This window comes from Actinoplanes sp. NPDC051633, assembly GCF_040681735.1.
GTDB lineage: Bacteria > Actinomycetota > Actinomycetes > Mycobacteriales > Micromonosporaceae > Actinoplanes.
This window is the reverse complement of the sequence record NZ_JBFAZH010000033.1, coordinates 1-18,064: the sequence shown is the minus strand read 5'-3', so window position 1 is coordinate 18,064 and position 18,064 is coordinate 1. Positions and strand designations below refer to the sequence as shown.

Below are 18,064 nucleotides of genomic sequence, written 5' to 3'. Positions count from 1 at the left end.
GACCGAGATCGTGATCAACCGGCCGTGCGCGGAGGTGGCCGGCTACGCCGCCGATCCCGCGCACGCGCCGGACTGGTACGTCAACATCGCCTCGGTGGAGTGGCTGACCCCGCCACCGGTCCGGGTCGGTTCCCGGCTGGCGTTCGTCGCCCGGTTCCTCGGCCGCCGGCTCGCCTACACGTACCAGATCATGGAACTGGTCCCGGGCGAGCGGCTGGTGATGCGAACCGCTCAAGGCCCCTTTCCGATGGAGACCACGTACTCCTGGCGGCCGGACGGCGACGACAGCACTCGGATGACGCTCCGGAACCGCGGCGAGCCGACCGGGTTCTCCACGCTGGTCGCGCCGTTCGTGGCGGGCGCGATGCGGCGCGCCAATCGCAAGGACCTGGCCGCCTTGAAGGCTCGCTTGGAGACGTGAAGGCCGGCGGATCAGAAGACCGCGCGGACGTACGGGATGCGCGCCGCCACCAGCGACACCAGGAACGACACGAGAAGAGTCGCGACGTAGGTGGGCAGCAGGACCCAGAACGAGGACGCCGCCGCCACCGCCGGGATCGTCAGGCGGCCGATCTCCAGGATCAGCAGGTGCACCAGGAATACGCCGAAGGAGGCGTCGGACAGGCGCTTGAGCACCAGCGTCACGCGCGGGCTCGGCGTCACCCGCGCGCCCACCCCGACCGCCACCAGGAAGAAGCACAGCGCCGCCACCGCGACGACCGGGCCGAGCCGGGTCACCGGCACGAAGGCGGCCAGCGGCCCCAGCGCCGTCGGATGGCCGAACTGCCAGACCGCCTCGGCCATCGCCGCCGTGCCCAGCATGAAAGCGACCACCATGCCCGGGACGCTGAGCACGGTCTTGCGCAGCGCCCAGCCGGCCAGGAACAGACCCACGTAGGGCCACCACTGGTTCCAGGCATCCAGCGGCAGCGGATGCGGCTGGCCGAGCTTGCCCGAGAGGGTGGCCACCGCGTAGGCGCCCTGGGTCCAGACCATGGCGACGGCCGCGAGCAGATATGCCCGGCGACGGCCGCCGCCGCCGAGGAAGGCGGCCAGCACGGGCGCGAGAACGTAGAGGCCGGCGATCAGGAAGAGGAAGTACAGCGCCGTGTAGGTCTTCGCGTTGATCAGGTTCGCGGTGACCGTACCCCAGGAAAGATCTTGGCCTCGCATCGCCGCCCGGACCACCAGCAGGTAGACCAGATGCCACACGACCAGCGCCGGCAGGATGCGCACGAAGCGCTTGCGGTAGAAGGCGACCGGCCCGTCGGCGTGCGCGCGGGGCGACAGCACCAGCGCGCCGCTGATCATCACAAAAACCGGGACCACCCAGGTGGAGCCGACATCCAGCACCACGGCGGCCCACCAGCCACGCGACCCGACGAGCTTGCCGATCATCAGGCCGAAGACGTGGATCGCGACCACGCCGGCGATCGCCGCCAGGCGCAGGGCGTCGAGCTCCCACTGGCGGGCCGGGCGCGGTTCGGCCCGGGTCGGCGCGGACGGTGCGGCGGCATGCTGCGCGGGGATTCCGACTACGGACAGAGTCGTATCGGTCACCGCAGAAGGGTGCGTCACGCGGAGTTTAACGACTAAACGGACACACCGGTCTATCCCCTGATTGGGGACACCTTAGGCCAAATCGAGCGCTTTCGCTGCGGCCAGCACGTCGTTCTTGATAGTGGTCGGCGACGGCGCGGTGGAGATGGCCCACTCCGGGTCCTTGAGGCCGTGGCCGGTCACCGTGCAAACGACCCGGGACCCAGCCGGGATCCGGCCCGCCTCGGCCTGCTGCAACAGCCCTGCCACGCTCGCCGCGCTGGCCAGCTCGACGAACACGCCGACCTCGCGGGCCAGCAGTCGGTAAGCGGACAGGATCTCGCGGTCGGTCACCGCGTTGATCAGCCCGCCCGACGCATCGCGCGCGTCCAGCGCCTTGGTCCAGCTGGCCGGGTTCCCGATCCGGATTGCCGTGGCGATCGTGGACGGCTCCGGCACCACCTGACCGTTGACGATCGGCGCCGCGCCGGAGGCCTGGAAGCCGAACATCCGGGGCAGCTTGGTGGCGGCCCCGATCTCGACGTCCTCCTGATAGCCCATCCAGTAGGCCGAGATGTTGCCGGCGTTGCCCACCGGCAGGCAGTGGATGTCAGGCGCGTCACCGAGCGTCTCGACGATCTCGAAGGCGGCCGTCTTCTGACCGTGCAGGCGGTAGATGTTCACCGAGTTGACCAGCGACACCGGGAAGTCCTGCGACAGCTTCGAGGCGAGCGCCAGGCAGTCGTCGAAGTTGCCGTTGACCTGCAAGAGCTTGGCGCCGTGAACGAGCGCCTGCGCCAGCTTGCCGAGCGCGATCTTGCCCTGGGGTACGAGCACCGCACAGGTGAGCCCGGCCCGCGCGGCATACGCGGCCGCCGACGCGCTGGTGTTGCCGGTCGACGCGCAGATGATCGCCTTGGACCCCTCCTCGACCGCCTTGGACACGGCCATCGTCATGCCGCGGTCCTTGAACGAGCCGGTCGGGTTGGCGCCCTCCACCTTGAGGTACACGTCCGCACCGACCCGCTGGGTCAGCACCGGCGCCGGCACCAGCGGGGTGTCGCCCTCGTGCAGGGTCACCACGGGGGTGTCCGGCCCGACCGGTAGTCGCTCGCGGTATGCCTCGATCAACCCGTGCCACACCATCACTGATCCCCTCCCTCGACCCGCAGGACGCTGGCGATAGAGCGGACGATATCGAGCTTGCCCAGCTCGGCCACCGTCGCCGCCAGGTTCGCGTCCGGCGCGGCGTGGGTCACGATGATCAACTGCGCGTCCTCGGACCGGCCGGACTGGCGCACGGTCGCGATCGACACGTCGTGCTTGGCGAAGACGCCGGCCACCGCCGCCAGCACGCCTGGGCGCTCGGCCACGTCGAGGCTGATGTGATAGCGCGTCTCGGCCTCGCCGATCGGCCGGATCGGCAGATGCGCGTACGAGGACTCGGACGGCGCGCGGGTGCCGGTCAGCCGGTTGCGCGCGGCCGCCACGATGTCGCCGAGCACGGCGCTCGCGGTCGGCGTACCCCCGGCTCCGCGCCCGTAGAACATCAGCTGGCCCGCCGCCTCGGCCTCGACGAACACCGCGTTGAACGCGTCGCCCACCCCGGCCAGCGGATGGGTCCGCGGGATCATCGCCGGGTGCACCCGCACGCTGACCGACTCCTGCCCCTTGGCGTCGGGGCCGCGCTGCGCGATGCAGAGCAGCTTGATCGTGCAGCCCATCGCCTTGGCGCTGGCCATGTCGCCGGCGGTCACCCCCGTCATGCCCTCGCGGAAGACGTCGGCCGCGGTGACCCGGGTGTGGAAGGCGAGCGAGGCGAGGATGGCGGCCTTGGCGGCGGCGTCGAAGCCCTCGACGTCGGCGGTCGGGTCGGCTTCCGCATACCCCAACTCGGTGGCCTCGTCCAGCGCCTCGCCGAAGCCGGCCCCGGTGGCGTCCATCGACGACAGGATGAAGTTGGTCGTGCCGTTCACGATGCCGGTGACCCGCGTGACGCGATCGCCGTGCAGCGACTCGCGCAGCGGGCGCAGCAGCGGGATCGCCCCGGCCACCGACGCCTCGTAGTAGAGGTCCGCGTTGCCCTCGGCGGCCGCGTCGTGCAGGGCCGCGCCGTCCTCGGCGAGCAGCGCCTTGTTGGCCGTCACCACGCTCTTGCCGGCCCGCAGCGCCTCCGTCAGCCACGTCCGGGCCGGCTCGATCCCGCCGACCACCTCGATCACCACGTCGACGTCGTCCCGCTTGACCAGCCCGAGCGCGTCGGTGGTGAACAGGGCCGGGTCGATCGTTCCGCGTTGGCGGCCCGGGCGGCGCACCGCGATGCCGGCCAGCTCGAGTCTGGCGCCGATCCGCGCGGTCAGGTCGGCGTCCTGCTCACGCAGCAGCCGAACGACCTCGGAGCCGACGGTGCCGCAGCCGAGCAGCGCGATTTTCACAGACCTCATCCAACATCCAATGCGAGCAGATCTTCCTCGGTCTCACGCCGGACGATCACGCGCGAGGCGCCGTCACGCACCGCGACCACGGGTGGTCGCGGAACGTGGTTGTAGTTGCTGGCCATGCTCCGGCAATACGCGCCGGTGCCGGGCACGGCAAGAAGATCTCCGGGCTGCACGTCGGCGGGCAGGAATTCATCCTTCACGACGATGTCCCCGGATTCACAATGCTTTCCCACGACGCGGGCGAGCAACGGCTCGGCCGCGGAGGCCCGGCCGGCCACCGTGGCGCTGTAGGACGCGTCGTAGAGGGCCGTCCGGATGTTGTCGCTCATCCCGCCGTCGACGCTCACGTAGGACCGGATGCCGTCGACGTCCTTGACCGTGCCGACCTCGTACAGGGTGAACACCGCCGGACCGACGATCGCCCGGCCGGGCTCGATGGAGAGCTTGGGCTTCGCGAGCGAAGCGAGATCGCACTCGCTCTCGACGATCTTGTTGATGCGCTTGGCGAGATCGCCGGCGGGTGAGGGATCGTCTTGAGTGGTGTACGCGATGCCGAAGCCGCCGCCGAGGTCCAGCTCGGGCAGCTCGACGCCGCGGGCATCGCGGATCCGGCTCTGCAGCTCCAGCACCCGCCGGGCGGCCACCTCGAACCCGCTGGTGTCGAAGATCTGCGAACCGATGTGCGAGTGCAGCCCCCGCAGGTCCAGCACGTCCTCGTCGAGGATCTTCGTCGCCGCCGCGAAGGCGTCACCGCCGGCCAGCGAGAAACCGAACTTCTGGTCCTCGTGGGCGGTGGCGATGAACTCGTGCGTGTGCGCCTCCACCCCCACCGTGACCCGCACCAGCACGCTCGGCCTGCGGTGCGCCGCCCGCGCGATGTCGCTGAGGCGGTCGATCTCCTGGAAGGAGTCCACGATGATCCGCCCGACGCCGGCCTCGACGGCCCGCTCCAGCTCACGCGGCGACTTGTTGTTGCCGTGGAAGCCCAGCCGCTCCGGCGGGAAGCCGGCCGCCAGCGCCACCGCCAGCTCACCGCCGGTGCAGACGTCGAGGAAGAGCCCCTCCTCCTCGATCACCCGCACGACCGCCTTGCACAGGAACGACTTGCCCGCGTAGTAGACGTCGGCCTCGGCGAAGGCCTCCTTGAAGTCGCGGCAGCGCGCCCGCAGATCCTCCTCGTCCAGCAGGTAGGCCGGGGTGCCGTGCTCGGCCGCCAGGGCCGGCACGCTGACGCCGCCGATGGTCAGGGCCCCGGCCTGGTCGCGGGTCACGGTGCGGGGCCACAGCTCCGGCACGAGGGCGTTCACGTTCTCCGGGGTACGAAGCCAGGCCGGCCCTCGACTGCCCAGGTCGCCGTGCAGCGCACCGGCCTCATGTGCTCTCACGGGTCACATCCTCTCGGGCGCGGAGACGCCCAGGAGAGCCAACCCGTTGGCGATCACCGTACGGGTGGCGTCGTTCAGCCAGAGCCGGCTGCGCTGCAGATCGGTGATCGGCTCGTCGCCCAGCGGCAGCACGCGGCAGCTGTCGAAGAACCGGTGGTAGGACGCCGCGACCTTCTCCTCCAGATACCGCGCCACCCGATGCGGCTCGCGCAGCTCGGCCGCCGACGCGACCACCGCCGGGTATTCACCCAGCGCCTTGAGCAGGTCGTGCTCCTTCTCGTGGGTCAGCAGCTCGGGGTGGAAATCCTCGGCGGCGCCCCGGGTCAGGCCGACCTCGGCGGCGTTGCGGGCCACGCTCGCCGTGCGAGCCGCCACGTACTGCACGTAGTAGACCGGGTTGTCGCGCGACGCCCGGGTCCACAGGTCGATGTCGATGTCGATGGTGGAGTCCGACGAGTATCGGGCCAGTGCGTACCGGGACGCGTCGACGCCCAGCGCGTCAACGAAGTCCTCCAGCGTGACCACCGTGCCGGCCCGCTTGCTCATCCGCACCGGCTCGCCGTCGCGCACCAGGTTCACCATCTGGCCGATCAGGATCTCGAGGCTCTGCGCGGGATCGTCGCCGAAGCAGGCGGCCATCGCCTTCATCCGGCCGATGTAGCCGTGGTGGTCGGCGCCCAGCATGATCACCACGCGGTCGAAGCCGCGCTCGCGCTTGTCGAGGTAGTAGGCGCAGTCGGCGGCGAAGTAGGTCCAGTCGCCGTCCGACTTGCGCAGCACACGGTCCTTGTCGTCGCCGAAGTCGGTGGTGCGCAGCCAGGTCGCGCCCTCCGACTCGTACACGTGGCCCTGCGCTCGCAGCCGATCCAACGCCTCCTGCAACTCGCCGCGGTCGTGCAGGTCCTTCTCGTTGAAGTACGTGTCGAAGTGCACGCCGAACTCGGCCAGCGACCGCTTGATCTCAGCGAACATCAGCTCGACACCCTTCTCTCGGAAGAGGTCGAGGGTGGCATCCGGGTACGACACCTTTATCGCCGCCGCGATCTCGGAGATGTACTCGCCGGCATAGCCGTCCTCCGGCGCCGGCTCGCCCTTCGCGGCCGCCTCCAGGGACCTGGCGAACCGGTCGATCTGCGAACCGGCATCGTTGAAGTAGTACTCCGTGCCGACGTCGGCGCCGGCCGCCCGCAGCAGCCGGGCCAGCGCGTCGCCGACAGCGGCCCAGCGGACACCACCGATGTGCACGGGGCCGGTGGGGTTGGCGGAGACGAACTCGAGGTTGATCCGCTGGCCGGTGAGCTGGGCGGTGTGCCCGTACTCGGCGCCGGCCAGCACGATGTCGCGGGCCAGCACCCCGGCCGCGGCGGCGTCCAGCCGGATGTTCAGGAAGCCCGGCCCGGCGATCTCCACCGACTTGACACCCGGGCGGCTGCCCAGCTCGTCGGCCAGGGCCGCGGCCAGCTCGCGCGGCGCCACGCCGACCTTCTTGCCGAGCTGGAGGGCGAGCGTGGAGGCGTAGTCGCCGTGCTCGGGGTTACGGGGTCGCTCCACCGTCGTGGTCGCCGGCAGCGCGGCAGAATCCAGGCCCCGGGACACGAAAACGTCACGGGCAGCAGAGAGAACGGTGGCAGCGAGGTCGGCGGGAGTCACCGAGCCATGCTATCCGGGTAGACTTTGCCGCTCGGCGGCCCTGTTAGCGGTTCTGGGTGCCGCCCTGGCCGTGGCGCCATCCTTCAGTCGATGAATTGACGAGGCACGATGAGTATGAGCACCCCGGGGCCCGAGCGGGTCCCGTCCACCGTCAAGGTCTCCAAGACCTCCGGCCAGGGCAAACCTCCGGCCTCCAAAGCCGCCAAGTCCGGGCCCGCCAAGTCGGGGCCCGCGAAGAAGGCGCCCGCGGGCAAGGGCGGCGGCAAGGGCCGCAAACCGGTCACGCCGGTGAAGGTCGCGGGCAGCCGCAACTGGGGCCCGATCGCGGTGGCCGGCGTCGTCGTGCTGGTCGCGGTGGCCATCATCGGGTACGGCGTCTACGCCGCCACGAAGTCGAGCAACGAGGCGAGCACCCCGTGGGAGGAGCGCGCCGCCGCCATCTCGGGCATCCAGAACTACCGGACCAGCGGCGACGCGTCGATCACGGCCCGCAACCACAAGGCGGGTCCGCTCACGTACAAGACCAACCCCCCGGTCGGCGGTGACCACAACGGTCGCTGGGAGAACTGCATGGGTGACGTCTACGCCGAGCCGATCCCGAACGAGCACGCCGTGCACAGCCTCGAGCACGGCGCCGTCTGGGTCACGTACAAGCAGGGTCTGGCCGCCGACCAGGTGGACAAGCTGAAGTCGAAGGTGGAGGGCAAGGACTTCATCCTGATGAGCCCGGTCGCCAACCTCGACAAGAACGTCTCGCTGCAGGCCTGGGGCTACCAGCTGAAGCTGGACACGGTCGACGACCCGCGAGTCGACGACTTCATCTCGGCGCTGCGCACCAACGCGTCGGTCGAGCCCGGCGCGCCCTGCTCCGGCGGCGTCACCGTGACCGGCACCACGCCACAGGACGCATGATGCCGGTGACCACCGAGCCCGGGGCGGCCGACACGGCCGCCCCGGTCAACGGGTCGCACCCCGAGCGCGGGTTCCACTTCGGCGTCGGCTGGCTGGCCGCGCTGCTGATCGTCGGCCTGCTGCTCGGCGCCGGCGGCACCCTGCTGGCCGGCCGTCTGGTCGGCCACCCGGGCGACACGTCGCCGGAGGCGGGCTTCCTGCGCGACATGAGCACACATCACGCCCAGGCGGTGGAGATGGGCATGATCGCGCACCAGAAGTCGGCCGACGTCAACATCGTCACCCTGGCGGGCGACATCTCCCTGACCCAGCACGGCCAGATCGGCTACATGCAGGCCTGGCTGCGCGACTGGAGCCTGAGCCCGACCGGCAGCGACCCCCCGATGTCCTGGATGCCCGACGCGCGCGGCTCGGTGGTCAACGGCCTGATGCCGGGCATGGCCACCCCGCAGCAGGTGGACCAGCTGCGCAACGCCACGGGCAAGCAGCTGGACACCCAGTTCCTCACCCTGATGCGAGCCCACCACCTGGGCGGCATCCACATGGCGCAGGGCATCCTGGAGCAGAGCGACAACAAGGATGTGCGCTGGCTGGCCGAGACAATGGTGAGCGGCCAGCAGAGCGAGCTGAACCTGATCGACGACCTGCTGAAGAAGGCCCAGGCGAGCAGCTAGGTGTAGTGCCCATGAGCGTTGTTGAAACGGCGTGGCGGCTTGATCAATGAGAAGACCTCCGGCGAGGTGGAAGTTGCGACGCTTTCACCGAACCGGAGGTCTCTATGGCCCACCGTAATGCCCGGCTGACCCTGCACGGCCGACGCCTGCTGATCCAGCGTGTCGTCACCGACGGCCGCCCGGTCGCGCACGTGGTCGAGGAACTCGGCGTGTCTCGCGCTACCGGCTACAAATGGCTGGCCCGGTGGCGGGCCGAGGGCGACACCGGGCTGCTCGACCGGCCCAGCACCGCCCACCGGATACCCGGCAAGACCACCCCCGAGGCCGAGGCCCGCGTGTGTGCGCTACGCCAACACCTCAAACGCGGCCCTCGCCGGCTGGCGCCACTACTACACATGCCCGCCTCCACGATCCACGCCGTCCTGACCCGCCACGGTCTGCACCGCCTCGCCTGGCTGGACCGGCCCACCGGCCAGCTGATCCGCCGCTACGAACGCGACCGGCCCGGCGAACTGATCCATGTCGACGTCAAAAAGATCGGCCGGCTCCGCGGCGGCGGCGGCTGGCGCGTCCACGGCCGCGACAGCCCGCAACACCGCCGCGCCCGCTACGGCACCCGAGTCGGCTACGAATACGTGCACGCGGCGATCGACGACCACACCCTGCTGGCCTACGCCGAAATCCACCCCGACGAGAAAGCCGGCACCTGCGCCGCCTTCCTGCACCGTGCCGCCGCCCACTTCGCCCAACTCGGCATCGGCCGCATCGAACGCGTCATGACCGACAACGCGATGGCCTACCGCCGCAGCCGGGCCTGGAAACAATCCCTGACCGAGCTCGGCGCCCAGCCCAGGTTCACCCGCTCCTACCGGCCACAAACCAATGGCAAAGCCGAACGCTTCAACCGCACCATGTGCGACGAATGGATCTACTCCCGGCCCTTCACCAGCAGCCAGGACCGCGCCGACGCCCTACCCAGCTGGCTCCACACCTACAACTACCATCGAGCCCACACCGCGCTCGGAGGCCGGCCACCCATCAGCCGCGTCAACAACGGTCCTGGTCACTACAGCTAGGCAACGCGCCGCGGGGTATCCGGTTGGTCAGGCTTCCGCGGCGCCTGCTAGGCTTTCGCGAGTCTGAGCCCCCGTAGCTCAGGGGATAGAGCGTCGCCCTCCGGAGGCGAAAGCGCAGGTTCGAATCCTGCCGGGGGCACCAACATTGACCAGCACGGTCGCGCAGCTGACCAGCGCAAATGGCTGAGCCCACCTCGAACACACGTCCGGCTGTCACCGGTCATCGCTGGCCGTCTACGGGCGTCCGGGCCGAATACGGGCCGAAGTTCCGAGGACGCTCGGTTCGATCGGGCACGCGGCGGCCGGTTAGCCCGGATCCTTGACCTCGTCAAGGCGAATGATCGTTGGCCTTAAGGGCAAAATGTCGACATGCAAGCGGTACGATTTAATGGTCGATCTATCACCGCCGAGCGACAGATACGCTTGACGCGTCATATCTAAATCCGTTTTCATTCTGCGAAGCTCTGTCAGGGCAAGGACCTGACGCGTCAGGGCGACGTAGCGAAGGTGGTACCAGAAGCTTGCAGATATGTCGCTTCGGTCTTCCGTGATCCATCGTCTCAAGGGTGGGCTAGAGCGCAGGAAACGGGCCCAAAATTCTTCTGGCGAGCTTCGCAGATTAACCCGATCGGCACGACTGAAGCGTGCGGCATCATGTTCTATCAAGTTCGCCAGCTCCATTATGCGGCTGACGACTTGAAGGTCGCTCCAGTCAACCGTGAAAAGTACTTGGACCTCACGCGCTGCCACGGTGGTGATGTCACTGACGGACGGATACGCCTCCAGAAGCCACTGACGTGCCGACGGTATATCGCCCAACATAATCGCTGTGGCAGCCAGTCGCTGCCCAATGAGTCCTCGCTTCGCATCATTTCGAGCAGTCGAGTGAGCTTCGATAAGCTTGGCCCGAGCATGACGAAGGTATTCCTGGCGAGTCGATCTTTGTTGCTCGGGCATCGCCGCATGCTGTAAGTACACAATTGCCGACTGCCACGGCTCTTCCAGCTGGACCTGAAGATCGGCGCGAGCATTTCTAACCTCAGAGCCGACTCCTTTGAGTTCGCCGCTGAGCCGCCGGATTTCATCCTGAGTACTTTGTGTCGAGCGGCCAACACGAAAGAGTCCTGCCTCGACTAGAGCAAGGCGCCCACCTAGATTTCGGTTCATCGACTCCAAAGAATCGAGTTGGTCCCCTTGAGCACCTACGAACGCAGTGATCAGCGCACCGGAAATCCGACTTCCGGCGACCGCGGCGGCAGCGCCGGCGACCGGTCCTCCCGCAACTGTGCCGGCGGCTCCCGCGGCCGCCCCGATAGTCGCGCTGACGAGATCCACCAAAAAGGTGCCCATTCGGGACATTTGCGCCGTCCTAGAGTGTCTTCAGGATACTCAGCCAGCATGAAGCGTCCACGGAAACCGAACTAGTAGATGGACATCTTTCCGACGTCGTCCCAAACCTGTGGGGCTCGTGAACTCGGCCAGCCGTGTTGACGTGCGGGTTTGTACGAGGCCATCCATCGAGTGACGGCGAGGATCCGGCCATGGGCGCCTCGCTGGTGTACCTGCTCATCCGGCAGATCCTGCAGATGTTGACCCAGCTCGCCCGTGACGGCGGCGCCAAGGACGTCGAACTGCTGGTCCTGCGCCACCAGGTCGCGGTTCTGCGGCGGCAGGTGCACCGCCCCGAATTGCGCCCGGACGACCGCGTGATGCTCGCCGCCCTGTCCCGGCTGCTCCCCCGCGCCCGCTGGTCGGCGTTCTTCGTCACCCCGGCCCGGCCGGCCAGCGATCGACCCGCAGGTCCGCGCTCTGGTGCTACGCCTCGCGGCCGAGAACCCAACCTGGGGACACCGCCGCATCCAGGGCGAACCTGTGAGGCTGGGTCGGCAGATCGCCGCCAGCACGGTGTGGAAGATTCTGCACCGCGCCGGTACCGATCCGGCGCCCCGACGGGCCGGCCCGACCTGGAAGCAGTTCCGCACCGTCCAGGCCCGTACGGTCGTGGCCTGCGACTTCTTCACCGTCGACACGGTGTTCTTCAAACGGATCTACGTGTTCTTCTCCCTGGAGCTGGCCAGCCGCCGGGTCCACGTTGTCGGTGTCACGGCGCACCCGACCGGTGGCTGGGTCGTCCAGCAGGCCCGTAACCTGCTGATGGAGCTCGACCAGCGTGTCGACGGGCTGCGGTTCCTGCTCCGCGATCGGGACGCGAAGTTCACCGCCGGTTTCGACGCGGTCTTCACCGCGGCCGACATGGAAGTGATCCACACCCCACCGCAGACGCCGCGGGCGAACGCGCACGCGGAGCGCTGGGTCGGTACCGTCCGCCGTGAATGCACCGACCGGCTCCTCGTCATCGGTGAACGGCATCTCGCCGCCGTCCTAGCCGAGTACGCCCGTCACTACCATCAGCACCGTCCACACCGATCACTCGAACAGCGACCACCGAATCCGCCGCCGCAGGTCGTCGACCTTAACAATGCCCGAGTCCAACGACGCCCGATCCTCGGCGGATTGATCAACGAATACTCGCAGGCAGGCGTAGCCGAACCGGCCTTACGAGCCCACAGGCGGTCGGGTCGCCTGACCAGGCGTAGAAGACCGGCAGTGGCCGATTCCTGGCGGCTCCCTCAGGTCAAGCTCGGTGAGCGATGCCAGTCATGCCAGTGGCGCCGCCCCAGAGGACGGCGCCACTCAAGCACTCACCCGTGGAGTGCGGGCTTTGCCGGTTCACATATCAGTCCTGCCATTCGCGCCCGGGTAGCCGGGTCGTGACCTCCTGGAGCAGCCAGCCGTTGCCGTCAGGGTCGCTGAACGATGCGTACGCGAAGTACGAGCGCCCTGGCGAGTCGGGGAATCCCGGAGGCTTCGGCTGCTCCTCCACCTCGCTGACATCGACGCCGCGGCTGATGAGATCCGCCCGGGCGGCGTCGATGTCCTTGACCGTCAGGTACATCCTCTGAAGGGACCCCGGCTCCATCGCCGTGATGCCCGGGACGCCCTTGCCGAAATGGATAGAGCATTGCGAGTGGGGCGGCGTCATCTGCACCAGTCGGGCGTCGTCGCCGACGGCGAAGTCGGCGTCCAGTCGCCATCCCAGGCTCTGGTAGAAGCGCTTCGCCCGCTCGACATCGGAGACCGGTACCGTCACCACCTCGAGCCCCATGTCGATCGTCGAGATCTCCGCTGTCTCCGTCGAACTGGGGGTGCCTACGTCGCTGCTGCTCATCGTGCCCTCCGTCGGTCGATCGGCCTTGGCAAGAGCGTGTCACCGGAACTGATCCATCGCGCCGTGTAAACCCCTGGTCGCCACCCTGGCCGACACCCCTGACACCCGAAACAGACCACTGTCGCTGATCAGTTGGCGGACGTGTGTCGCACATCAGTCGACGGAGGACAATCACCAGAACATGATTGTCGGGCCCCGGTTGATGCGTGACAGATCTTGGTCAGATGATCCGTGACAGCTCCAGCTAGACGATCTTGATGCACCATTTGACTTGCATACCGTTCACGGCATCTCGACGCGCGATCAACCACTGCGCCGCATCCGCCTTCACCATGGTCTCGCACGCCGGCGGGAAGCGGTCAAATAGGTCCGAAAGGTCCGTAAGGTCGGTACCGTCTGCCTATGACATCTGCCTTTAGCGCAGCGCGTGAGAGAAGCCGTCGCGGTCGGCGGATACAGGACTGACGGTAGGCCGCGGCCACGCGATCAATCGACAGGCGTGGAGCTTTAGGCGTCGGACTGGACCTTCACCATGCGCACCTTGGAGGGGTGGGCTGACATCGCGGACAGTACGACTCGCGAGGCCGGCCTTGACGGCCCCACAGAGCGAGACGTGTTGACTGCCATCGCCGCCCGGCTTCCCGAGGGCACCTGCGACGCCCGTTAATGCTCGCTCGAGCGCCGGACTCCTCCGCGCCGGAGCGGACTCGATTGGTGGCGGGCCTGCCGTGCGGCCGTCGCTGGCTAGAAGCTGTTGCAGCTGGGTCAGGCTAAACCGGGATGGAACGCTCTTGAGCCGGGCACCGGTTGCGCGGCCAAGACCGCCGCGAAGATCCTGGGCGAGACAGCCAGCGTAATGCGGTTCCGCTCAGCCGCCGCCTTCGCTCGCCACAACGGCACCGCGCCGCTGCCTGTCTGGTCGTCGAACCGAGCCCGGCATCGGCTGAGCCGGACCGGAAACCGGCAGCTCAACGCCGCGCTGCACCGCATCGCGATGACCCAAGCCCGCGGCCATCCACAGGCGGGCGAGTTGATCGCCCGTCGCAGGGCCGGCGGCGACGGTGGCCTCGAAGCTCTCCGAGTGCTGAAACGACGACTTTCCGACGCCATCTACCAAGCGCTACGCGCCGACGTCACGACCCGCCTACCATCTGCCACTTGACAGAGGAGCAATCCACAGTGCCCCGGAGCCGCCCCGCTTGGCCGCTGTCACTGTCCGATGCACGACGTCGAACAGTCACTGATTTCGATAGCCTCGCGGGCAAGGTCACTGTCGGGGTGGAGTGAAGGCCGGAGGCGGCGCCATGGGATCGGACCGGGTTAAACGGCTGCGGAGCGGGTTCATCGCTCTGGCGTGTGCGGTGCCGATGGTGGCGGCGGGGTCCGGAGGGGCCGAGGCATCACCGCCGGCTGATCCGGCTGCCGCGAAAGTGGTGGCCGCGAAGGGCATTTCGCACGCCAACGAGCTGGGTTCCCGGATGGCCGGATACCTGTCCGATCACCCGTGGGCCGGCTATGCGACGTCCTATGTAGATCAGTCAGGCAACACGCTGTACGTGTACGGCAAGGGCACGCCGCCGACCGGCCTGGTGACAGAACTGGCGCGACACCGGGGTGATTCGACGATTCGGTACGTCGCCGCGAAGTACACCAACGACGAGATGATCGCCGAGGCCGGAGCCGTCCTGACCCGGATGACCAAGGCGGGTGTGGCACCCCAGAGTGTCCGGCCGGACAACACCGGGAACGGTCTCGTGATCGAGGTGGCCGAGGGAACGCCGGGGCCAGCAACAGCCAGGGCGACTCTGGATGCCGGCGCGAAGTCCAGCATGCCGATCACCGTGGAGGTCCGGCCGAAGCAGACGCCCGTTCCGATCAGCCGCGACAGCGACACCGCCCGCTACTACGGCGGTGCGCTGATCATGCGCACGAACCCCAATGGCAGCAAATACGCCTGCTCCAGCGGAGTCACGGTCTTCTACGGCTCCGCGCCCAACCGGCGGTACGGCATGCTCACTGCGGCCCACTGCGGTGAAAGCTTCTTCTACACCCGGGCCGGACGGTTCGTCGGCCGCACCCACAAGATCAACACGACGGCCGATGTCCAGATGTTGCGGACCGGCTCGGGTCAGCCCTACAGCAACCGCATCTTCAACGGTGGCTGGAACGCGACGAACTCCTACCTGGTCCGCGGTGGCGGCAACCCGCCGCGCGGATTGCGGCTCTGCATCAGCGCCGGCAAGAGCGGCACCCTCTGCGGCCTCGAGGTCCTCAGGATCGACGTGATCTCCAGCAACGGGAAAGGGCCTGGGTTCTGGTTCCGCGATGCCGACACTGTGGGCGGCTGCGCCGTCCAGGGCGGTGACAGTGGCAGCCCCGTGCACATGCCCCCGTTCAGTGACGGGTCAGTGACCATCGCAGGCATCGCCGTGGCCGGGGATGCCGCCCCGGCGAACTGCCCTCGGCACCCGATCTATCCCGCCGACCACTACTCGATGTACCAGCTCGGCTTCGCCACCCGGATTAGTTCGGTGCTGGCCGCATTCAGCCCGCCGGTCGGCCTGGCGACCAGGGAGTCCGGCGCCGAGGGTGGGACAGGCTGAGCCTCAGGCGCTGCGCACCGCCGCGGCATCGGAAAGTCCGAGGACGTCCACTGCGGCCGAGCGCATCTCGACCTTCCGCACCCTTGCCGGTGACCGTCATCGGAAACCCGTCGACGACGTGCACGTAGCCGGGGCCCCTTGTAGCGGGCGAGCTTGCCGGCACAGAACTCCTTCACGGCAGCACGTCCAACGGGTCAGCACGAGAGACGCATGACGATCCAGGCCATCAACTCCTCGCCGTAAGCAGCCGCAATCGACAGCCGCCCCGCAGGGGAGCGGTTCTGGGTTGTATCCCGCCGGGGGGCACCAACGTTCACCAGGGCTTTCGCGCCGCCGACCAGCGCAATGGCTGAGCCCACCTCGAACACACGTCCGACTAGCCGCCGGTGACCTCCCGGACCACTCGCTCGGCCGACTCGAGCGCGCCGTTCATCCAGCCCGGCCAGACGGACGTGTGTTCACCGGCGAAGTGGACGCGACCCTCGGCGCGCCGCATCGCCGGCAGCATCCAGTGCAGAGCGCCCACCGGCACCATGCTCCAGCCGCCACCAGCCCACGGATCGTCCTGCCAGACCTTCGTCACGGTGCGCACGATCTGCTGGTCCGACCCCGGCAGCGCTTGCTCGAAGAGGTTCCGGATGTGCCGCTCACGCCGCGAGCCCAGAGCCGCGAAGCGGGTGGCCTGGTCGTCCATCATGTAGCTGTGCAGCATGCCCAGGGTCGGATCGGACTGCTGGGAGCTGGTGTTCCAGATGCGACCAAGCATGGTGTCGGTGGCCACGAGCCGGAGTCCGCCCAGCGGGCCCAGGCTGTCACTGGTCCAGAACCGGGTCCGGGTCTGGGCGTAGAAGCGGGCCGCCGGCATGTATTCGAGCAGCCGGATCGCGTCCATCTTGGCCGGGCTGAACGGCCTGCCGAGCGCCACGCGGCACAGCGGGCCGAACGGCAACGCGCACACCACCCGGTCCGCTCGCATCTCGTGCAACCCGGACCGGTCGCGGAATCCGACGGCCACACCCGAGCGGTCCGGCGCGATGCGGACCACCTCGCTACGCAGTTTCAGCCGGTCGCCCAGCCGGGCGGCGAAAGCCAGGGGCAGCCGATCGTTGCCGCCGCGGACGCTGCCGACGGCACCGGTGGTGAGCACCTCCATGCCGATCACGGACGCCGCGTTCCACCGCCCGACGTTGCCCTCCTCGGCGAGGAACCGGGCGATCACCTCGGCCGGCGCGCCGGCCGATCGCAGGTATTCCGTCAGGCTGAGGTCGTCCAGCTCGCGCGCCGACGCCGTGTCGCCCGGCCAGCCCGCTGCAAGCGGATCGCCGACCTTGGCCACGGCCGGGCCGAAATAGCCGCCGACGTCCGCCGCCGGCGCCAGGAACCGCCGACCGCTCCGCAGATGGGCGGTGACCCCGGTGTCGTACGGCGTCAGCGCCAGCCCGAACTCGGTGAGATACCGGTGGACGTACGTGTGCGACGAGAAGATCCGGAGGCCTCCGAGTTCTGCGTGCCCGCCCCGCAGCAGGCCGTCCCGGACGGTCTGCACACGCCCGCCGGGCCGCTCCTGCGCCTCCAGCACGGTCACGTCATAGCCGCGGCTCATGAGCCGGTAGGCGGAGGCGAGACCGGCGAGGCCCGCGCCCAGCACGACGACCCGACGGCCGTCGTCCCGGCGTACCGCCTCGGCGCCACCGAGCCCGGCAACGGACGCCGCCGCCAGGCCGGCCAGCAGGCCGCGTCTGGCCAGCCGGACGTCCATGGCCGTGGAGACGTCGCGCATGACCCATGATCGCCGCTTTCGCGCCTAGGCGGAAGGCCTGCACGGACTCGTCTGGGGTTCCCTGTCGGTACACCTATCCACAGGGACTTCTAGCTCCTCGATACAGCGACTTCACTGGATGCTGCGGGCCCGGGCGGGGCCCGTCGGCTGGTGGCTTGCCGGCCTGATTTGACGGGGTGAGGAGCACACCACCATGCGTGGAGTTGTCATGTACGGGCCGGGGGACGTGCGGGTCGAGGAGCGCGAAGACCCGAAGATCGTCGATCCGACCGACGCGGTCATCCGCCTCAGTGCCACCTGCATCTGCGGCAGCGATCTGTGGCCGTACCGCGGCGCCGAGCCGGTCGAGCACCAGGTGATGGGTCACGAGTACGTCGGCGTCGTCCAGGAGGTCGGGTCCGAGGTCCGCACCATCAAGGTCGGCGACTTCGTCGTCGGCTCCTTCTGGGCATCGGACAACACCTGCGAGATCTGCACGGCCGGCTACCAAGCGTACTGCGTGCACCGCGTACTCATGGGCACCCTCGGCACCCAGTCCGAGCTGGCCCGCGTCCCGCTCGCCGACGGCACCCTGGTCGCGACCCCGGGCCGGCCCGAACCTGATCTCCTTCCGTCTCTGATGGCGGCCTCCGACGTGCTCGGCACCGGCTGGTTCGCGGCCGTCGCAGCCGAGGCCGGGCCCGGCAAGACCGTTGCGGTCGTCGGTGACGGCGCGGTCGGCCTGCTCGGCATCCTCGCTGCCCGGCAGCTCGGCGCCGAACGCATCATCGCGTTC

The 18,064-nt window shown here is 68.6% G+C and carries 17 protein-coding genes and 1 tRNA gene; 9 read left to right on the top strand and 9 right to left on the bottom strand.

Annotation, left to right across the window (positions count from 1 at the left end; genetic code table 11):
• The coding region (locus tag AB0M20_RS03990) for an SRPBCC family protein (RefSeq protein WP_364293327.1) at window positions 1-421 on the top strand (421 nt) is incomplete at its 5' end.
• 11 nt (window positions 422-432) lie between these two features.
• Here the strand turns inward: AB0M20_RS03990 and AB0M20_RS03985 are convergent.
• From AB0M20_RS03985 to argS, 5 genes are all read right to left on the bottom strand, one after another.
• On the bottom strand, window positions 433-1,560 hold the full coding sequence (locus AB0M20_RS03985) for an acyltransferase family protein (RefSeq protein ID WP_364293324.1): 1,128 nt from the start codon (window positions 1,558-1,560) through the stop codon (window positions 433-435).
• Window positions 1,561-1,632: 72 nt separating this feature from the next.
• Window positions 1,633-2,682, bottom strand: coding sequence for a threonine synthase (gene thrC, locus AB0M20_RS03980; RefSeq protein WP_364293330.1), 1,050 nt, complete (start codon window positions 2,680-2,682; stop codon window positions 1,633-1,635).
• 2 nt (window positions 2,683-2,684) lie between these two features.
• Window positions 2,685-3,983: a homoserine dehydrogenase gene (locus tag AB0M20_RS03975; protein WP_364293320.1), complete on the bottom strand. Its 1,299-nt coding sequence runs from the start codon at window positions 3,981-3,983 to the stop codon at window positions 2,685-2,687.
• Window positions 3,980-5,365: a diaminopimelate decarboxylase gene (gene lysA / locus AB0M20_RS03970; RefSeq protein ID WP_364293317.1), complete on the bottom strand. Its 1,386-nt coding sequence runs from the start codon at window positions 5,363-5,365 to the stop codon at window positions 3,980-3,982. The genes AB0M20_RS03975 and lysA overlap by 4 nt, the downstream gene beginning before the upstream one ends.
• Before the next feature lie 3 nt (window positions 5,366-5,368).
• Window positions 5,369-7,015 (bottom strand): arginine--tRNA ligase, encoded by a 1,647-nt coding sequence (gene argS / locus AB0M20_RS03965; protein ID WP_364293314.1) that lies wholly within the window; start codon window positions 7,013-7,015, stop codon window positions 5,369-5,371.
• A 108-nt stretch (window positions 7,016-7,123) separates the two neighbouring features.
• Here argS and AB0M20_RS03960 point away from each other — a divergent pair, with 108 nt between their 5' ends.
• The 4 genes from AB0M20_RS03960 to AB0M20_RS03945 all read left to right on the top strand — a co-directional run bounded on the left by AB0M20_RS03960 (window position 7,124) and on the right by AB0M20_RS03945 (window position 9,819).
• Complete coding sequence (locus AB0M20_RS03960; protein ID WP_364293311.1) at window positions 7,124-7,927, top strand: DUF3105 domain-containing protein; 804 nt, start codon at window positions 7,124-7,126, stop codon at window positions 7,925-7,927.
• The gene (locus AB0M20_RS03955) at window positions 7,927-8,601 is read left to right on the top strand and encodes a DUF305 domain-containing protein (RefSeq protein ID WP_364293308.1); all 675 of its coding nucleotides are present in this window, start codon (window positions 7,927-7,929) and stop codon (window positions 8,599-8,601) included. The genes AB0M20_RS03960 and AB0M20_RS03955 overlap by 1 nt, the downstream gene beginning before the upstream one ends.
• Before the next feature lie 104 nt (window positions 8,602-8,705).
• Window positions 8,706-9,677: an IS481 family transposase gene (locus AB0M20_RS03950; protein ID WP_364293305.1), complete on the top strand. Its 972-nt coding sequence runs from the start codon at window positions 8,706-8,708 to the stop codon at window positions 9,675-9,677.
• A 67-nt stretch (window positions 9,678-9,744) separates the two neighbouring features.
• A tRNA-Arg gene (locus AB0M20_RS03945) sits at window positions 9,745-9,819 on the top strand.
• A gap of 164 nt (window positions 9,820-9,983) precedes the next feature.
• Here AB0M20_RS03945 and AB0M20_RS03940 read toward each other — a convergent pair.
• Window positions 9,984-11,036, bottom strand: coding sequence for a hypothetical protein (locus AB0M20_RS03940; protein ID WP_364293302.1), 1,053 nt, complete (start codon window positions 11,034-11,036; stop codon window positions 9,984-9,986).
• Window positions 11,037-11,098: 62 nt separating this feature from the next.
• A complete protein-coding gene (locus AB0M20_RS03935; protein WP_364293300.1) occupies window positions 11,099-11,356 on the bottom strand; it encodes a hypothetical protein in 258 nt (85 codons plus the stop codon).
• A gap of 133 nt (window positions 11,357-11,489) precedes the next feature.
• Here AB0M20_RS03935 and AB0M20_RS03930 point away from each other — a divergent pair, with 133 nt between their 5' ends.
• A complete protein-coding gene (locus AB0M20_RS03930) occupies window positions 11,490-12,452 on the top strand; it encodes an integrase core domain-containing protein (protein WP_364293297.1) in 963 nt (320 codons plus the stop codon).
• On the opposite strand, the gene AB0M20_RS03925 is transcribed toward AB0M20_RS03930, so the two are convergent.
• The gene (locus AB0M20_RS03925; protein WP_364293294.1) at window positions 12,415-12,906 is read right to left on the bottom strand and encodes a VOC family protein; all 492 of its coding nucleotides are present in this window, start codon (window positions 12,904-12,906) and stop codon (window positions 12,415-12,417) included. The genes AB0M20_RS03930 and AB0M20_RS03925 overlap by 38 nt on opposite strands.
• Before the next feature lie 754 nt (window positions 12,907-13,660).
• On the opposite strand from AB0M20_RS03925, the gene AB0M20_RS03920 reads away from it, so the two are divergent.
• Both AB0M20_RS03920 and AB0M20_RS03915 read left to right on the top strand, forming a co-directional pair.
• Window positions 13,661-14,068, top strand: coding sequence for a transposase (locus AB0M20_RS03920; protein ID WP_364293291.1), 408 nt, complete (start codon window positions 13,661-13,663; stop codon window positions 14,066-14,068).
• Window positions 14,069-14,336: 268 nt separating this feature from the next.
• Entirely contained in the window at window positions 14,337-15,509 is a 1,173-nt protein-coding gene (locus tag AB0M20_RS03915; RefSeq protein ID WP_364293288.1) for a hypothetical protein, read from the top strand.
• Between the two features lie 376 nt (window positions 15,510-15,885).
• On the opposite strand, the gene AB0M20_RS03910 is transcribed toward AB0M20_RS03915, so the two are convergent.
• Window positions 15,886-17,289 carry an FAD-dependent oxidoreductase gene (locus AB0M20_RS03910; RefSeq protein ID WP_364293285.1) on the bottom strand — a complete coding sequence of 468 codons (1,404 nt, stop codon included), beginning with the start codon at window positions 17,287-17,289 and terminating at the stop codon, window positions 15,886-15,888.
• Window positions 17,290-17,482: 193 nt separating this feature from the next.
• On the opposite strand from AB0M20_RS03910, the gene AB0M20_RS03905 reads away from it, so the two are divergent.
• On the top strand, window positions 17,483-18,064 hold a 582-nt coding region (locus AB0M20_RS03905), incomplete at its 3' end, for an alcohol dehydrogenase catalytic domain-containing protein (RefSeq protein WP_364293282.1).